14 protein-coding genes are annotated in these 16,965 nt (G+C 60.8%); 1 reads left to right on the forward strand and 13 read right to left on the reverse strand.

Translation table 11 applies throughout. The features are described from left to right. Nucleotides 1-269: 269 nt before the first annotated feature. From JZY08_RS07425 to JZY08_RS07485, 13 genes are all read right to left on the reverse strand, one after another. The gene (locus tag JZY08_RS07425) at nucleotides 270-1,835 is read right to left on the reverse strand and encodes a LysM peptidoglycan-binding domain-containing M23 family metallopeptidase (RefSeq protein WP_164056159.1); all 1,566 of its coding nucleotides are present in this window, start codon (nucleotides 1,833-1,835) and stop codon (nucleotides 270-272) included. Between the two features lie 346 nt (nucleotides 1,836-2,181). After that, nucleotides 2,182-2,835, reverse strand: coding sequence for a protein-L-isoaspartate(D-aspartate) O-methyltransferase (locus JZY08_RS07430; RefSeq protein WP_167373900.1), 654 nt, complete (start codon nucleotides 2,833-2,835; stop codon nucleotides 2,182-2,184). Continuing rightward, nucleotides 2,832-3,602, reverse strand: a complete 771-nt coding sequence (gene surE / locus JZY08_RS07435; RefSeq protein ID WP_003495666.1) for a 5'/3'-nucleotidase SurE — start codon at nucleotides 3,600-3,602, stop codon at nucleotides 2,832-2,834. Before surE ends, JZY08_RS07430 begins: the two co-directional genes overlap by 4 nt. 203 nt (nucleotides 3,603-3,805) lie before the next feature. After that, the gene (gene serS, locus JZY08_RS07440) at nucleotides 3,806-5,089 is read right to left on the reverse strand and encodes a serine--tRNA ligase (protein WP_216331444.1); all 1,284 of its coding nucleotides are present in this window, start codon (nucleotides 5,087-5,089) and stop codon (nucleotides 3,806-3,808) included. A 104-nt stretch (nucleotides 5,090-5,193) separates the two neighbouring features. Beyond that, a complete protein-coding gene (gene tatC, locus JZY08_RS07445; RefSeq protein WP_003495662.1) occupies nucleotides 5,194-5,997 on the reverse strand; it encodes a twin-arginine translocase subunit TatC in 804 nt (267 codons plus the stop codon). Then, nucleotides 5,994-6,713: a Sec-independent protein translocase protein TatB gene (gene tatB, locus JZY08_RS07450; RefSeq protein ID WP_216331445.1), complete on the reverse strand. Its 720-nt coding sequence runs from the start codon at nucleotides 6,711-6,713 to the stop codon at nucleotides 5,994-5,996. The genes tatC and tatB overlap by 4 nt, the downstream gene beginning before the upstream one ends. A gap of 54 nt (nucleotides 6,714-6,767) precedes the next feature. Beyond that, entirely contained in the window at nucleotides 6,768-6,983 is a 216-nt protein-coding gene (locus JZY08_RS07455; protein ID WP_035223099.1) for a twin-arginine translocase TatA/TatE family subunit, read from the reverse strand. 129 nt (nucleotides 6,984-7,112) lie between these two features. Next, nucleotides 7,113-7,847 carry an SMC-Scp complex subunit ScpB gene (gene scpB, locus JZY08_RS07460; RefSeq protein WP_003495655.1) on the reverse strand — a complete coding sequence of 245 codons (735 nt, stop codon included), beginning with the start codon at nucleotides 7,845-7,847 and terminating at the stop codon, nucleotides 7,113-7,115. Further along, nucleotides 7,837-8,685, reverse strand: a complete 849-nt coding sequence (locus tag JZY08_RS07465; protein WP_035242442.1) for a ScpA family protein — start codon at nucleotides 8,683-8,685, stop codon at nucleotides 7,837-7,839. The genes scpB and JZY08_RS07465 overlap by 11 nt, the downstream gene beginning before the upstream one ends. A 58-nt stretch (nucleotides 8,686-8,743) precedes the next feature. Continuing rightward, on the reverse strand, nucleotides 8,744-9,760 hold the full coding sequence (gene nagZ / locus JZY08_RS07470; protein WP_216331446.1) for a beta-N-acetylhexosaminidase: 1,017 nt from the start codon (nucleotides 9,758-9,760) through the stop codon (nucleotides 8,744-8,746). Between the two features lie 259 nt (nucleotides 9,761-10,019). Then, nucleotides 10,020-13,082 carry an SPOR domain-containing protein gene (locus tag JZY08_RS07475; RefSeq protein WP_216331447.1) on the reverse strand — a complete coding sequence of 1,021 codons (3,063 nt, stop codon included), beginning with the start codon at nucleotides 13,080-13,082 and terminating at the stop codon, nucleotides 10,020-10,022. A 66-nt stretch (nucleotides 13,083-13,148) separates the two neighbouring features. Next, nucleotides 13,149-14,906, reverse strand: coding sequence for an arginine--tRNA ligase (gene argS / locus JZY08_RS07480; RefSeq protein WP_216331448.1), 1,758 nt, complete (start codon nucleotides 14,904-14,906; stop codon nucleotides 13,149-13,151). A 76-nt stretch (nucleotides 14,907-14,982) separates the two neighbouring features. Continuing rightward, nucleotides 14,983-16,200 (reverse strand): deoxyguanosinetriphosphate triphosphohydrolase, encoded by a 1,218-nt coding sequence (locus JZY08_RS07485; RefSeq protein WP_216331449.1) that lies wholly within the window; start codon nucleotides 16,198-16,200, stop codon nucleotides 14,983-14,985. A 215-nt stretch (nucleotides 16,201-16,415) separates the two neighbouring features. On the opposite strand from JZY08_RS07485, the gene erpA reads away from it, so the two are divergent. Then, entirely contained in the window at nucleotides 16,416-16,748 is a 333-nt protein-coding gene (erpA, locus tag JZY08_RS07490; protein WP_003495641.1) for an iron-sulfur cluster insertion protein ErpA, read from the forward strand. Nucleotides 16,749-16,965 lie beyond the last annotated feature (217 nt).

Consider the following 16,965-nt stretch of genomic DNA (forward strand, 5'->3'; position numbering starts at 1 on the left):
GGCTTTGGCGCTTAGGCGGCATCCCCACCTCCGTCATACCGGCCTTGAGCCGGTATCCAGCCAGCCCAAGTCCTTGGGCTGAAAGACTCTCTTCGCCACGCAGACGCGCGTCGACTGGATGCCGGATCAAGTCCGGCATGACGGAGAAGGAATCGCCAGAGAACCCGCAACGCCTGCCCACTGGTTCCCAAACCTCGTGCTCTCCACCACCCCCAAAATGAAAAAGCCGGGCTCTAGACCCGGCTTCGTCAATCCTTGAGACGCAATACCTATTCAAGGAAACTGGAGGGGTTCACCGGTGTCGCATCCTTGCGAACTTCGAAGTGAACCTGCGGACGCTTGGCGCTGCCCGTCATGCCCGATGTGGCGATTGTCTGGCCGCGCTGTACTTTCTGGCCACGCTGCACGTCGAGATTGGCGGCGTTGCCGTAAACCGTGACCTTGCCGTCGTCGTGGCGCACCAGCACCGTGTTGCCGAGCTGCTTCAGGCCGTTGCCCGCATAGATGACCACGCCGTTTTCAGCGGCCTTGATCGGCGTGCCCTCGGGAACCGAGATGTTGATGCCATCGTTGCGGCTGCCTTCGACATTGTCGCCGAAATTGTTGATGACAGCGCCGCGGACTGGCCAGCGATATTTGCCGATGCCCGTGGATTCCGGTGCGACGGAAGCCATGTCAGACTTCTTCTCGATATCGCTGACGCTTGCCGTGGCGGCGGGTGCCGACGGTGCGGTCGCGGCAGCAGCAGGCGCCTTGTAAGGCTCCGGCTTGGCGGATGCGGTTTCGACTGCCTTTGCCGCTTCCTTGGCGGGAACGGAGGCCGTCTTGATGCCGTCGGTGCCGGCGCCCGGCATGGCAAGCGTCTGGCCGACACGGATGCTCTCGTTGGAAATGCCGTTGGCGGCTTTCAGTGCGGCAACCGATACGCCGTTTTCACGGGCGATTTTCGCCAGGCTGTCGCCCGGCTGAACCTTGTAGCCACCGCTTGGCGGCAAGGGCTTGCCACCGGGAGGCGTGAGCTTGCCGGCATCAGAGGAAACCTTGTCCCGGGCCGCCGCCTGCGACGGCAGCACGGCCACATTCCCCTCGGGGCTGCGCAGCGGTGTCGGCTGGTCGCCATTGCGGTTCAGCGCGATGTTGCCGGCTGCATCCTTGGCGGCGTTGCGAACCTGACCGAATTTCGGAATGAGGATCGACTGGCCGGCCTGCGCCGAAGAGGCTGTCTTCAGACCATTGACCCGCAGCAGTTCTTTCTCAGGAACGCCGTAGCGGTTGGAAAGGGTCGTGATGCTTTCACCGGGACGCAGCGTCACCGAGGAAGCACCATCCGTATGCCAGCCATTCTTGTCGGAGCGGACGGTTGCAGTGGTGAGATTGTCGGCGACCGGAGCGGCGGCCTGCTGCGCGGGCGCTGCAAGAGAGGGTGCGGCCTGCCGCTGTGCGGATGGGAAAGGCTGGGCCATGGCTTCGTTGCGCGTCGCCGGATCGCGGCTCGCCACCGCCGTCGGCGCCGACAGTTCGGAGCGCTGCACCGGAGAGGCCGAAGCCGAACGGGCTGTGGAAGGCTGAACGTTGCCGCCGTAACCGCCGGAAGGCGGATAGGAATTGGCCGCCATGTTCTGGTTGGCGTAGCCGCCCTGCGGCGCGGCAGAGGCGTAACCACCATTCATGTCGCCCTGCGGAACAGGGGCCTGCCCGTAAGCACCGCCACCCTGCCGGGTTGGAATTGACGCCGTCGTCATCTGATCCGGTCCACTGGAAAAGAGGCCGCTGAACCGCGTTGCATCCGAGCTACAGCCCGTTGCGACGCTTGCCAGCAATGCCGCTGCGAACATTTTTGCGACTGATTTTCCGATTTTAGACGAATGTCTCATACGCATGACTCGATCTACACTGACGCCAACCCGCCGCATCGACATGCGATCCGGCACAAACTTCACTTCTTGCAAGGCCCATTTCCCGATCCCGGGAAAACCATGCGTCGATGTTTATGATTAAAGCGCGTTAGTGTTACCACGCCGTTAAAACGTTAAGCCGTTTGGCGCTTTTTTGACACTTCGATAACCATGACGAAAACGGGATGCGTCATGTTGGGACAATAATGATATTGAAAATCAGATAGTTGCGATAATTTAGAACTTTCGAAGACAAAAATGGAACGTCTTCAAAATTTTCATCTTGTCACAAATGACGCGCAATATGGGTACTGAGCGGCAGATAGGGCGCTTCGAACAGCTCTTCCTTCTCGAAGCGGCTGCCGGTCTTGGAAAAGCGGGTCATCACACAGCGGTCGTCTTCAAGGATGATCGGCGCGATCATCATGCCGCCGGAGACGATCTGTTCGGCGAAAAAGCGGGGCATGGTGGTGAAGGCGGCCGTGGAGACGATACGATCAAATGTACCCTCGCCCACAAGCCCGTTGCTGCCATCCGCCTGGCGAATGACGACGTTGCGGATGGAAAGATCATCCAGACAGTTCTGCGCCTGCTGCACCAGCGTCCTGTAACGCTCCAGCGAAAAGACGCGCTCCACCCGGCGCGCGATGATCGCCGTCATGAAACCGCTGCCGGTGCCGATCTCCAGCACACGCTGGCCCGGCTTCAATTGCAGGCGGGCAAGGATTTTCACCGCCATGTCGGCGCCTTCCATGAAGGCACCGCAGTCGATCGGGATCGTCCGGCTGGAATAGGCGTCGGCAGCAAATTGCGGCGGCACGAATTTGGAACGCGGCGTCTGCTCGACCGCCGTCAAAAGGTCAAGATCGGAAATCCCCTCGCCCCGCAGACGCAGAACGAGAGCGGCAAAACCTTCCTTTTCGACCATGGCAGATTTCAATCGGCGACTCCGAATCCAAGCGCTTGCGCAACCCGATCCTTGACCGTGTAATCCGTCAGGTCAAGCTTTAGCGGCGTGACCGAGATTTTGCCGTGCTTCAAAGCGTGGATATCCGTGCCTTCGCGGAAGGTGCCGAGACGTTCGCCGAAACGCAGCCAGTAATAGGGGAAACCACGGCCGTCCTGGCGCTCTTCCACCGTCAGGCCGAAATCGAGCTTGCCCTGCCCGGTCACGGACACGCCCTGCACATCCTTGGGCGCGCAATTGGGGAAATTGAGATTGAGGAAAGTGCCGTCAGGCAGATCCACATTCATCAGCTTGCGCAACAGATCCGGCGCATAGGTCTCGGTGACTTCCCACGGCACGACCCGGCCTTCGGCATGGCTGAAGGCTTGGCTGAGCGCAAAGGACCGCACGCCCTGCAGCGTGCCTTCAATGGCACCCGCAATGGTGCCGGAATAGGTGACGTCATCGGCCATGTTGGCGCCGGCATTGACGCCGGAGAGCACGAGGTCGGGCTTCTCAGGCAGGACTTCGCGAATGCCCATGATGACGCAATCGGTCGGCGTGCCGCGCAGCGCAAAATGCTTGTCGGAAATCTTGCGCAGCCGCAGCGGTTCGGAAAGCGTCAGCGAATGGGCAAGCCCGCTCTGATCGGTCTCAGGGGCGACGATCCAGACATCGTCCGAAAGCGTGCGGGCGATTCGCTCCAGCACGGCCAGACCTTCGGCGTGAATACCGTCGTCATTCGTCAGCAAAATCCGCATCTCTCTCTCCGCTGCTACGCCCTTGGGAAAGGACTGATATTGTCTCTCATGGACGCATCCCCATGACCGTCATGCCGGACTTGATCCGGCATCCAGCCGACGCGCGTCTGCGCGGCGGGAAAAACCTCTTCAGCCCAAGGACTTGGGCTGGCTGGATTCCGGCTCAAGGCCGGAATGACGGAAGCGCAAAGAACGCCTTAACCTCAGGCCGCCTTCTCGATGCGCTTCAGACCGCCCATATAGGGCAGCAGCACCTCTGGAATTGTGACGGAACCGTCCTCGTTCAGATAATTTTCGAGAACCGCGATCAGGCAGCGACCGACGGCCGTGCCGGAACCGTTCAGCGTGTGCACGAACTTCGTGGCCTTGTCGTCCTTGCCGCGATAACGGGCATTCATGCGCCGCGCCTGGAAATCACCGCAGACGGAGCAGGACGAGATTTCACGATAGGTGTTCTGGCCAGGCAGCCAGACTTCCAGATCATACGTCTTGCGCGCGCCAAAGCCCATATCACCCGTGCACAGCGTCATGGTGCGGAAATGCAGGCCAAGGCGCTTCAGCACCTCTTCGGCGCAGGCCGTCATGCGCTCATGCTCGGCGACAGCGCTTTCCGCATCGGTAATGGAGACAAGCTCGCACTTCCAGAACTGGTGCTGGCGCAGCATGCCGCGCGTATCACGGCCGGCGGAGCCCGCTTCCGAACGGAAGGACGGGGTGAGCGCGGTGAAGCGCAGCGGCAGTTTCTCCTGCTCGAGGATTTCACCTGACACGAGGTTGGTCAGCGTCACTTCCGCCGTCGGGATCAGCCAGCGGCCATCGGTGGTCTTGAACAGGTCCTCGGAGAATTTCGGCAATTGCCCCGTCCCGAACATCGCCTCGTCACGCACCATCAGCGGCGAGGAGACTTCCGTATAGCCATGTTCCGAGGTGTGAAGGTCGATCATGAACTGGCCGAGCGCCCGTTCCAGACGCGCCAGCTGGCTAGTCAAAACGGTGAAGCGCGAGCCGGAAAGCTTGGCCGCACGCTCGAAATCCATGTAGCCGAGCGCCTCGCCGATCTCGAAATGCTCCTTGGCCTCATGGTTCCAGCCGGGCTTCTGGCCGACCACGCGGGCCACCACATTGTCATGTTCGTCCTTGCCATCAGGCACATCGTCGAAGGGCATGTTCGGCAGGCGCGACAGGGCATCGTTCAGCTCGGCGGTGACCTGGCGGTCCTCCTCCTCGGCGCGCGGCATGTTCTCCTTGATGTCCGCGACTTCGGCCTTGAGCTTTTCCGCAAGCTCCATGTTCTTCTGCGCCATGGCGGCGCCGATTTCCTTGGAGGCGGCATTGCGGCGTGACTGCATGTCCTGCAGGGACTGGATGACGGAACGGCGCTTCTCATCGAGAGCGATCAGGCCGCTGGCGGTCGGCTCGACGCCACGCCGTGCAAGAGCCGCATCAAAGGCTTCGGGGTTTTCGCGTATCCATTTAATGTCGTGCATCGTCGTTCCAGACTGTTGTTGGCCGCCCGCGTTTTATCAGCAAAACGCCGGGCGAAGGGCCCGGCGCGAGGAAATTAAATGAGCGGGAAGACCGTGGCGAAGCGTCAGGTCTCTTCCAGCTCCGTGCTTTTGGATTCCGCCGCACGTTTCCTCTCCACGAGTCGAGCCATGTAGATGGAAATCTCGTAGAGAATGATCGCAGGCAGCGCAAGACCGATCTGGGACATGGGGTCTGGCGGCGTCAGCACCGCTGCAACCACGAAGGCCATGACGATGGCGAACTTGCGCTTCTCGCGCAGCCAGTCGCTGGTCAGAAGTCCGACGCGGGCGAGAAGCGTGGTGACGACAGGCAGCTGGAACACCAGACCGAAGGACAGAACCAGCGTCATGATGAGGCTCAGATACTCCGACACCTTCGGCATCAGTGAAATCGCCACCTCGCCATCCTCAGGCAATTGCTGCATGGCGAGGAAGAACCACATGACCATGGGCGTGAAGAAGAAATAGACGAGCGCCGCACCGATGAGGAAGAGGATCGGCGAAGCGATCAGAAACGGCAGGAAAGCGGCGCGTTCGTTCTTGTAGAGACCGGGGGCGACAAACTTGTAGAGCTGCGAGGCAATCACCGGAAAAGAGATGACCATGGCGCCGAACATCGCGACCTTGATCTGCGTGAAGAAGAATTCCTGCGGCGCGGTATAGATCAGCGACGATTTCGTGACATCGAGCCCCGCCCAGAGCACGGCCCATTTATAGGGAATGACCAGCAGGTTGAAGAGATGTTTGGCAACGGCGAAACAGGCGATGAAGGCGACGAAAAATGCGCCGAGCGACCAGATCAGCCGCGTGCGCAACTCCATGAGATGCTCGATCAGCGGCTGCGGCTTATCCTCGATGTCCCCGCTCATGCTTCATCCTTTTTGGGCTTTGCAGCCTTTGTTCTCGCCGATTTGGCCGGCTTGGCTTCCGCCACCGCCTTCTCAGCCGCCGCTTTCTTGACGGCAGCCTTCTTGGCGACAGCCTTCACGGTAGGTTTCGACACAGCAGTTTCTTCTAACGCTTCGGCAGACTTGCTGCGGACGGCGCGTTTCGGCTTGGCGGCCACCGTTTCGGCTTCGACGGTCGCAACCGATTTCGCCCGCGCCCGTTTCGGCTTTTCTTCCGCAGCGGCAACCGCAGTGACCGGCGCGGATACAGCAGACGAGGAGCCCACGGCAGGCGGCGCATCCGGAAGCTTCATCTCCGGCTCGGGCACGCTGACCAGCGGCGCCACCGGCTCACTCGTTGCAGGCGCTGGTGTCGACGACAGGGAATCAGGTGCAGCCGTCGCCTTCTGGAGATCGGACTTGATCTCGTTTCCGAGCTGGCGAAGTGGGTTCATCGCATCGCGCAGCGAATTGGTCGGATTGAGATTGCGGACATCGGAGATCGTCTGCCGCACATCGTCCATATCAGCCTCTTTCAAGGCCTCGTCGAACTGGGTGCGGAAGTCTCCCGCCATCTTGCGAAGGCCCGCCATCGTCTTGCCGAAGGCGCGGATCATGGGCGGCAAGTCCTTCGGCCCGACGACCACGATCAGCACGACCGCAATCACCAGAAGCTCGCTCCAGCCGATATCTAACATCAATATGCTCCCGAGACCCTAACGCCAGTCTCACACCAAGCGGCAATAAGCCGCTTACTTGATCTCGTCAGCCTTGTGGTCGACGGTCTTGGCAGTGGTATTGGCATCGGCCGCCGGCGGAGGCGTTGCGTCATCGTCGGACATGCCCTTCTTGAAGCTCTTGATGCCCTTCGCGACATCACCCATCAGTTCCGGAATCTTGCCGCGTCCGAAGAGGACGAGAACGATCACCAGAACGATGAGCCAATGCCACACACTAAAAGAACCCATAACTAAAACTCCTGAATTTCGCTTTCAGACGATGTAAGATGTTTGAAAGGCTTTTTCAAACAACAAATCGTCGCTTCAACGGGGAGTGAACATAAAGTTTTTGCGTCTTGTCGCCGGCGAGACGATCAATCATTCTTCGCCGTCGCCGCCACTGGGCGCAAGCAGGCCCAATTCTTCCAGATCGAGCTGCGTGATCGGGTCTTCGTCTTCACGCAATTCGTCGCTCATCATCGGCAGGGGCACGCCGAAATTGGATGGAATTCGGCCAGAAAGCAGCCCTGCACCCTTCAGTTCCTCAAGGCCCGGCAAGTCCCGCAATTCCTCAAGTCCGAAATGATCGAGAAACTCAACCGTGGTGCCGATCGTCACCGGCCTGCCCGGCGTGCGCCTGCGGCCCCTGAAACGCACCCAGCCCGCTTCCATCAGCACGTCAAGCGTGCCGCGCGAGGTCTGTACACCCCGAATTTCCTCGATTTCGGCACGTGTCACCGGTTGATGATACGCTATGATCGCCAGAACTTCCAGCGCCGCGCGCGAGAGCTTCTTCGGCTCCTTCTCTTCCGAGCGGATGACGAAGGAAAGATCGCCCGCCGTGCGGAACGCCCATTGCCCGCCCACCTGCACGAGATTGACGCCGCGCTCGACATAAGCGGCCTTCAGCCGGTGCAGGATGGCGACAACATCCATGCCGCGCGGCAGCCGCTCGGCAATGAAGGCGACCGAAACCGGCTCGGCGGAGGCAAAGACCAGTGCCTCGGCGATCCGCTCGGCTTCCTTCAGCTGACGTTCGGAAAATACCGTGGGTTCGATTTCCACCCCATCTGCCACAATGGCGGCTTCGCCGGTCTCGTCGTCATTCGTCATTGTCAGTCCTTTCGGCATTCACCGCGCGATCGTCTCTCTCGCTCCTGCGCATATAGATGGGCTGGAAGGCGCCCTCCTGGCGGATTTGCAGCGACCCCTCGCGCACCAGCTCCAGCGAGGCGGCAAAGGCGCTGGCGATCGCCGTCACCCGCATGGCGGGGTCGGGCACATATTGCAGCAGATATTGGTCGAGCACGGTCCATTCACCGACATCGCCGAGCAGGCTGTTGAGAAGTTCCCGTGCTTCCACCAGCGACCAGACCTGCCGTTTTTCAATCGTCACCTGGGTGATAGCCTGTCTTTGCCGCAGATTGGCATAGGCGCTCAGGAGATCGTAGAGGTTTGCCTCGTAAGCCGAGCGGTTGATATGCGGAATATGCTCCGGCGCACCACGGGCGAAGATATCGCGGCCGAGATGGGCGCGGTTGACAAGCCTTTCGGCCGCCTCGCGCATCGCTTCCAGGCGTTTCAGCCGGAAGGCCAGCGTCGCGGCCATTTCCTCACCCGAGGGACCGTCATCCTTGGATTGCTGCGGAATGAGGAGCTTGGATTTGAGAAAGGCGAGCCAAGCCGCCATCACCAGATAGTCGGCCGCAAGCTCGATGCGCACGCGGCGCGCGCTTTCCACGAATTGAAGATATTGCTCGGCAAGCGCCAGCACCGAAATGCGCGACAGATCGACCTTCTGCGTGCGGGCAAGGTGCAGCAGAAGATCAAGCGGGCCTTCGAAACCCGCGACATCGATGACCAGCCCGGCCTCGCCCGTCAGCCGCTCCGGCGTGCCATCCTGCCAGAGCTTGTCCATAGGCGTCGAATTGCGAGACTTGTCTGCGGCCATTGTTCCATCCGCCGGGCGTCCGGCCTGTCGTCCCTATTACGAGGCCGCCGCCCGATTGTCAGGAAACGGCCCACATGGCGTTGAATTCGGCTCTCAGTTCAGCTTCGTCGGAGGCATCGGCGGCGGGAAAACCCGCTTCCACGGCCCGCACCCGCTCCAGCGAACGGCCGGAAAGAACGGGAACCTCCTTCACGACCTCCAGCATTTCACTCATCACGCCGTTGCAATGCAAGACTATATCGCAGCCACCCGCAACAATATTCGCGGCGCGCTCGCCCAGCGTGCCCTTCAGCGCATTCATGGAGCTGTCGTCCGACATCAGCAAACCGTCAAAGCCGATCCGCCCGCGAATGATCTCCTCGATCACCTTCGCAGAGGTGGTGGCGGGCCGCTCCCGGTCGACGGCGTTGAAGACCAGATGCGCGCTCATGGCCATCAATTCACGGTTAAGCGCGCGGAACGGCACGAAATCATGGGCATCCAGCTCATCGAGCGGCACATCGACCACGGGCAGTTCATGGTGCGAATCCACCATGCCGCGGCCATGCCCCGGCATATGTTTCATCACCGGCAGCATGCCGCCAGCCTTCAGGCCATCGGCCGCTGCCTGCCCCATCTCGGCCACCATGGTCGGCGCATAGCCATAGGCGCGGTTGCCGATGACGTTGCTTGCACCTTCCACCGGCACGTCGAGCACCGGCAGGCAATCGACATTGATGCCGAATTTCGTGAGGTCGAAGGCATGCAGGCGCGACATCAGCCAGGCAGCCCGCAGGCCTTCCTCGTGGTCGCGCTCGTAAATTTCACCGAGAATGCGGGCATTCGGATAGGCCTGCAGGATCGGCGGCTTGATGCGCTGCACCCGCCCGCCTTCCTGATCGATCAGAACCGGGGCGTCGGGCCGCCCGACGGCATCGCGCATGGAGGCGACGAGATCGGCGATCTGCTGCGCATCACCGATATTGCGCCCGAACAGGATGAAACCCCACGGCTGCTGGTCACGGTAAAGGGCAATCTCGTCAGCGGAAAGCGTCAAGCCACCGCATCCGAGGATCATAGCTTTGCAATCGGTCATGATGTCACGCCTGTTACAGAATGGAAGGAAAGAAAGCCTCAATAAGTCTCGACCTTTGGAGGGGACGGCGACGTTTGACGCCCGTCACCCCGGACTAGATCCGGGGTCCAGCGCGATCAAGTCCTTGATCGCGAGAGACTCTTCTCACGGCGCAGACGCGCCGTGGCTGGATGCCGGATCAAGTCCGGCATGACGGCAAAGGAAACACCGTTCACGTGACGGTCGTTACAGCGGGGACTTGCGGCCCCGATGCTCCCGATCAGCGCGCCACCAGGCAGCTACCGCCGGCCGAGCGGAACTTTTCGCACAGCGCCACGGCTTCGTTCTTGTCACCCGCCGGGATACGGACGCGGTAGAACGTTCCCTTGCCGGCGATTTCGGCGGCCTTGATGTCGACGCCACGTCCACCGATGACCGAGCCGAACTTGGCCGACATGTTCTGGTAGGACTTCTGGGCCTCCGCCTGGCTCGGCAGGGACGCGATCTGGATGTAATAACCACCGGCAGAAGGAGTGCTTGTCGTTGCTGCGGCTGTCTGCTGCTGCGCGGCCGGCGGCTGGACCGGAGCGGTGGCAGCGGGACGGACATTGCCCTGGTTGGTGACGGTTGCCACGACATTGGATGGCTGCGAGGACGGACGCGCCGAAGGAAGCGGTGCTGCCGTCTGCGAGGCGGGCGTGGCCGGCGTGTGAGCCTGCGGCTGTGCGGCGGCCTGTTCAGGCGCAACCGGAACACGCGAAGCGGCGATGACGGCGGGAGCGCCCTCACCCGGCTTGGCGGTCTGGGGCGCGGCAAGCTCCGCGACCTTGTCGGCCTTCGGCGGCTGGGCTGGCGGTGCATCGACTTCCTGGGCGACCAGCGTGCCATCAGGCTTGACGATCATGGTGCGAACCTTGCGTGGTGACACGCCGGTTGCACCCGCACCTTCGTTCTGCGCGGCCTTTTCTTCCGGCGAAAGCAGGCGCGGATCTTCCGTCTCGCCAACCGGCGTGCCGGCGGCTGCTTCCATATCGGCGTCGTTTTCACCTTCCAGCGGCAGCTGTTCGGGGATCAGCGTACGCTGAACCACATCAACCGGCTGCTCGCTGCTGGAAATCAGCGCGGGCTGCTTCGGATCGGCAGCACTGCCGCCGGCCACGCGGTCATAAACCGCCTTGTCCTGATTGGGGACGATGCGACCGCCCGGATTTTCCGGCACGACCTTCATCGGATCATTGTCGGCGGAGATAATGACCGGTGCACCATTGGAACCCGTGCTGGACGAACCGCCTGATATCAGCGCGTAAACGCCGCCACCGACAAGAACCAGACCGATTGCGGCCGCAACCGGCATGATCCAGCGGCGACCGCCGCGTTCATCCTCATCGCGATAGGCCGCCTGATGATTGACATAGGTGTTTTCGGCATCACGCGCATTGCCGCGAGAAGCCGCTGCCTCCTGCATGGAGCGACGGAAATCCTCTTCCAGCGCCCGCTCGAACTCGTCGGCTTCTTCCGGAGCCTGAGGGGCGGCGCGCGCCTGCGGGGCAGCACCCCGGTTTTCCGCATGTTTGTGACGGTCAAGGCCACCAGCGACTGCCGGGGCGAACAGCGTCGCAAGCTCGGTATCGATATCGAGATCTTCCTCGTGGCGTCGAGCAACCGGCTTGGGTTCGAAAACCCCGACCGGCAGTTCCGGCACGTCCATCTCGACGATGGTTTCCGGATGTTCTTCCGTCTCGCCGATCTGCGAAGGGTCGAAAGGCAGGCTTTCCAGCGTCTGCGGCACAACCGGCTGCGGCGCAGGCGCGGCCGGACGCGGCGGAACGGGCGCAGCTGCCGCAATCGGCGCAGCGACAGGCGCAACGCGCGGCTGGGGTGCGGGCTGTTCCCTCACCGGCTGAGGTGCGGCCTGAGGTGCGGCGGCAGCGACCACGGGAGCAACCGGCTGCTGGCGAACGGGTTGCGGCGCGGGCGCAGGTGCGACCTCGGCTTCGGCAATTTCCGAAAGGTCGAGATCAAGATCGAGATCGTCAAGCGCAAGCTCGAAATCATCGTCGTTGAAGCCTGCAAAATCGCTGAAATCCGGCTCCTGAACAGGGGCAGCGGGGGCAACGGGCGTTGTCCGCACGGGCGTCGCAGCAACTTGCGGCTCCACCCTTGCAGCCTGAACGGCGGGTGCGGCCTGAACGACCGGCGTAGACTGGACAACGGGTTCTTCGCCACGGCCGGGAATGGAATATTTCGCGACGTCGTAGATCAGCTCGTCCATCGGCGACAGATTGGTCGCAAGAGGCTTCTGAACGACCGGAGGCGTTGCAGTCTGCGCTGCGGGCACGAAGGCTTCAGCGACCGGAGGCATAAATGCTGGCGCTGTCTCTTCCGCCTGAATGACGGCAGGTGCCGGTACTGGCTCGACCTGCGGCTCGGTTCGGGCTGCGGGCTGCTGTTCAGACCTTGGCTCGACCCGCCGCGGATCAACAGCCGAAACATCGCGACGCGCGCCGAAATTGGCAAGCGGCAGGCGCAGGCTGGAAAATTCCAGCGAAGAACGACCGCCCTGCGAAGGCGGACGCACGGAAACGGGTGCGGGCGCTTCCTCGGCAACCGCGATCTCCACCTCATCGGCAAGATCGAAGCCCTGAGGCTCCGGCGCGTAACCATGCGAAGAAGGAATGTTGCTGGAAACGTCGGCCGGAAGTTCCGGCATGGCGTGCCATTCGGGCTGGGCTGGCTCAATGGCCTGCGGCCCTTCCCATGCCAGTTGTTGGGCGGCCTGCTGGTAAACCACCGGCTCGGCAGCACGCGGCTGGCGCGAATGCACATCAAAAACTTCTGCAACCGCGCCGGCATCGTCACGGAAATCCGCTCGAATGTCCTGCGTCGAGGTTTCGACGTAATTGTGGATATAGGCCTGATCGACCTCCGGAAGCGGCTCTTCCGTGACCTCGGGTGCAACCTCGTAGGCTGGCATCGGCTCCGGCGCATACCGGGCCTCGACCTGCGGCTCGGCCACGGGAGAAAGCTCCGGCTCGCGGCGGGCGAAGACCTGCTCGACACGCTGCATGAAGTCGTTGGGGTGGATGCCGGCACGAACATCGTTTGCCGGATCAAGAACGACCGGATCGGCATGCGGCGCGTCGTAAACCTCGAATTCCCTCAGAAGCTCATCTTCGAGATTGAATTCGGGCTCGCGGCGGGTAGCCGATGGCGCAGCCTCGGAACCCGCATGCGAAGGACGATCTTCGAAGCCGACGATACGCGCCAGTTCTGCCAGAGGATCGTTGTCAGCGAAGCCTTCGGACCGGGCGTCCCGGTTATACGCGACATTTTTTTCGACCATTACGTGTTCCACCATCTACGCATTGCAGCTCTTGCCAGCGTATTGTGAGCAAATAATGGTGATATGTTATCGCATCTCGTCAGGTGCGTCCGCTCCTAAAAGCGTAAGGCCAGACTTCAAAACATTTGCGACAGCATTCACCAGCCCAAGTCTGGCAATGCTCAATTCTCGGTTTTTATCGTTAATAAAACGTAATTCCGGTTGGTCTTTACCCTTGTTCCAGTGTCCATGGAAGGAACTGGCGAGATCATATAGGTAAAAAGCAAGCCGGTGCGGCTCATGCGAAAGGGCAGCGGATTCGATCAGACGCGGATATTCGGCGAGTTTTGCAATCAGCTGCAACTCGTTGATATCGCTGATCAAAGTAACAGATGCCGCCATCTCTTCCGCAGAGGGAGCAAGCCCCGGAAACGCTTCCTGCGCCTGCCGGAAGATCGACATTGAGCGGGCATGCGCATATTGCACGTAAAAGACCGGATTATCCTTCGATTGTTCGGTCACTTTTGCGAAATCGAAGTCCAGCGGCTCGGAATTCTTCCGATAAAGCATCATGAATCGCACCGGATCGCGACCCACTTCGTCGACAACATCGCGCAGCGTGACGAAATCACCGGAGCGTTTCGACATCTTCACCGGCTCACCATCACGGTAGAGCTTGACGAGCTGGCACAGAAGAACCGTCAGCTTCGACTTTCCTTCCGAGACGGCGCGCGCGACGGCTTCCAGACGCTTGACGTAACCGCCATGGTCGGCGCCGAGCACATAGATCATCTCGGAAAAACCGCGATCGAACTTGTTCTTGAAATAGGCAACGTCGGCGGCGAAATAGGTGTAGGAACCGTCAGACTTCATCAGCGCGCGGTCCATGTCATCGCCCACTTCGGTGGAACGGAACAGCGTCTGCTCGCGATCTTCCCAGTCCTCCGGCAATTCGCCCTTCGGCGGCGGCAGCGTGCCCTTGTAGACATGGCCCTTGAACGTCAGATCGTTGATGGCGGACAGAATGGGGCCGCCATTGCCCTCATGCAGCGTGCGCTCCGAGAAGAACACGTCATGCTTGACGTTCAGCGTCTCCAGATCCTCGCGGATCATCGCCATCATTGCAGCAATCGCCTTGTCCTTGACGATCGGCATCCACTTTTCCTCGGGCATGGCGCGCAGCTTGATGCCATATTCATCCGCCAGCGCCTGACCGACGGGAACGAGGTAGTCGCCGGGATAAAAACCGGAGGGAATGGCGCCGATATCTTCGCCGAGTGCTTCGCGGTAACGCAGGAAGACGGAACGCGCCAGGACGTCGATCTGCGATCCGGCATCGTTGATGTAATATTCCTTGGTCACGCCGTAGCCGGCAAAGCCAAGCAGGTTCGCCAGCGTGTCACCCACCACGGCACCGCGGCAATGGCCGACATGCATCGGGCCGGTCGGATTGGCGGAGACATATTCGACGTTGATCTTCTGACCGGCACCGATCTGCGAGCGGCCAAAATCGATGCCCTGCCCGATCATGTCGGCAAGAAGACGCTGCCAGTAACCGACGGAGACCTTGAGGTTGATGAAGCCGGGACCGGCGACATTGACGCTGTCGACATCGCCATCCGCCTGAAGTGCCGGCACGATGAGTTCGGCCAGCGCCCGGGGATTGGTGCCAAGCGGCTTAGCCAGCACCATGGCGGCATTGGTTGCGACATCGCCATGGCTCAGATCGCGCGGGGATTCGACGGTAATTCGACTGAAATCGACCTTGTCGCGGTTCTCTTTCACGAGATCGAGGGTCTCGAGCGCGTTTTTGATCCTGGTATCGAAATCGGCAAAAATGTTCATCGTTCCAACCTGCGCGAAGGGCTTCTGTTTATGTCCGGCCATCATAACCGGGTTGGCTTCGCGATCGCCCGCTGCCCTATCGCAAATCGGGGGTGTGGTCAAACAGCCGCTGGTGGGCGCGCAGTGCATAACTGTCGGTCATACCCGCCAGATAATCGCCCACATGCCGGGCTTTTGCGGCCACGCTCATACCGGAAATGCTGTCCACCCAGTAGTGGCTCTGCATCTCCGCCGGCGTCTCCATATAACGGTGGAAAAGATCGGTGACGATCTGCGTGGCGCCGGCACGGATGCGCATGATCTCCGGATGCCGGTAGATATGACCGAACAGCAGCTTCTTGATCTGTCGGTCGGTCTCGGCCATCTCAGGCGAGAAGGTCGCAACGGTGAAATCGGCAGCGCGGATATCCGCCGCACTCTTCGGCTTCAGACGGGCCAGATTCTGCTGCGCAACGCCAATCACATCCTCGACCATATGGGTGATCTGCCGGCGCATGATTTCATTGGCGAAGCGCTCCTTGTCGAGCACGGGATATTTCGCCCGCACCTCGGCCATCAGCTTGCTGAGGAACGGCACCTCCTCCAGCATGTCGAAGGTAAGATAACCCGCGCGCAACCCGTCATCTATATCGTGGGTATTATAGGCGATGTCATCGGCAATCGCCGCCATCTGCGCCTCGAGGCTGGCATAGCTGCCGATTTCCAGATCCTGCAGCTCGCAATATTCAAGGATGGGCAGCGGAACCGGACCCTTGATCCCCTCGCCCATGGCGTTGATGAGCGGGCCATTATGCTTGACGAGGCCCTCCAGCGTCTCCCATGTCAGGTTGATGCCGTCATATTCAGCGTAACGGCGCTCCAGCTTGGTGACGATGCGCAATGACTGCGCATTGTGATCGAAGCCGCCATAGGGCAACAGCACCGCGTCCAGCGCATCCTCGCCGGTGTGACCGAAGGGCGTATGGCCGAAATCGTGGACCAGCGCCACGCCTTCGGCCAGGTCTTCGTCGAGCTTCAGCGCCCGCGCCAGCGCCCGTGCAATCTGCGCCACCTCGATGGTGTGGGTAAGACGCGTGCGGTAGTGGTCGCCATCCGGGCTGATGAAAACCTGTGTCTTGTGTTTCAGCCGGCGAAACGCCGTTGTGTGGACGATGCGGTCCCGGTCGCGCTGGAATTCCGAACGCGTCAGGCTTCCCTCTTCGGCAAAAAGACGCCCGCGCGTGGTCCATGGATCTGAGGCGAAAACCGCCCTCTCGCCACTTCCGAAACCCAATGCGCGCTGGTCTATGATCATGCATCCACCTGTACTGTTCTCTGGCCGTGACTTCCTTTTAGCCTCGGCCATTGACCTTTTCATCCACCCTTCATACCTATCGCAGAGGTCGGCGCAAAGCATCATCGCGGCAAAGGCCGTTGTGGACATCGCTATAGACCGTTTATTTGACTGGTTTATAATAGCGACGACAAATCTATTGCTCTCCGGTTCTTGACCCCGGCACGAGGAACGACATGGAAAACAGCGACATTACACTTTCGGAAGCCGCAGCAAAGCGAATCGCCCAGATCGTGGCGGCGGATGCGGGCAAGCAGGCACTGCGCGTTTCGGTGGAAGGCGGCGGCTGCTCGGGCTTCTCCTACAAGTTCGATCTGGCGGAAGACCCCGCCGATGACGACATCGTGATTGCGCGCGGCGACGCCAAGGTGCTGATCGACAGCATGTCGGTCGTTTATATGGCGGGCTCCGAAATCGACTTCGTCGACAACCTGCTCGGCCAGTCCTTCCAGATCAAGAACCCGAATGCGGTCGCAAGCTGCGGCTGCGGCACCAGCTTCTCGATCTGAGTGGGAAACAACGGCGTGCGATCCGTACGCCACCGCCAAGCTTTGAACTAGCTCGCATCTCTCTCCGCCCTCATTCCTGTGCTTGTCACAGGAATCCAGCTGGCGCGCGTCTGCGCGGCGAGAGAGTCCTTTTCAGCCCAAGGACTTGGGCTGACTGGATTCCTGTGACAAGCACAGGAATGAGGGCTTGGGACGCAGCAGTGCATCCACAGGTGTT

It is taken from the genome of Rhizobium sp. X9 (assembly GCF_018873185.1).
Lineage (GTDB): Bacteria > Pseudomonadota > Alphaproteobacteria > Rhizobiales > Rhizobiaceae > Agrobacterium > Agrobacterium oryzihabitans.

Bases quoted from the DNA above. Each gene is read 5' to 3' on its own strand.
- JZY08_RS07425 (WP_164056159.1), bottom strand. From the start codon at position 1,835: ATGTTCGCAGCGGCATTGCTGGCAAGCGTCGCAACGGGCTGTAGCTCG.
- surE (WP_003495666.1), bottom strand. From the start codon at position 3,602: ATGCGGATTTTGCTGACGAATGACGACGGTATTCACGCCGAAGGTCTG.
- serS (WP_216331444.1), bottom strand. From the start codon at position 5,089: ATGCACGACATTAAATGGATACGCGAAAACCCCGAAGCCTTTGATGCG.
- tatC (WP_003495662.1), bottom strand. From the start codon at position 5,997: ATGAGCGGGGACATCGAGGATAAGCCGCAGCCGCTGATCGAGCATCTC.
- tatB (WP_216331445.1), bottom strand. From the start codon at position 6,713: ATGTTAGATATCGGCTGGAGCGAGCTTCTGGTGATTGCGGTCGTGCTG.
- JZY08_RS07455 (WP_035223099.1), bottom strand. From the start codon at position 6,983: ATGGGTTCTTTTAGTGTGTGGCATTGGCTCATCGTTCTGGTGATCGTT.
- scpB (WP_003495655.1), bottom strand. From the start codon at position 7,847: ATGACGAATGACGACGAGACCGGCGAAGCCGCCATTGTGGCAGATGGG.
- JZY08_RS07465 (WP_035242442.1), bottom strand. From the start codon at position 8,685: ATGGCCGCAGACAAGTCTCGCAATTCGACGCCTATGGACAAGCTCTGG.
- nagZ (WP_216331446.1), bottom strand. From the start codon at position 9,760: ATGACCGATTGCAAAGCTATGATCCTCGGATGCGGTGGCTTGACGCTT.
- JZY08_RS07475 (WP_216331447.1), bottom strand. From the start codon at position 13,082: ATGGTCGAAAAAAATGTCGCGTATAACCGGGACGCCCGGTCCGAAGGC.
- argS (WP_216331448.1), bottom strand. From the start codon at position 14,906: ATGAACATTTTTGCCGATTTCGATACCAGGATCAAAAACGCGCTCGAG.
- JZY08_RS07485 (WP_216331449.1), bottom strand. From the start codon at position 16,200: ATGATCATAGACCAGCGCGCATTGGGTTTCGGAAGTGGCGAGAGGGCG.
- erpA (WP_003495641.1), top strand. From the start codon at position 16,416: ATGGAAAACAGCGACATTACACTTTCGGAAGCCGCAGCAAAGCGAATC.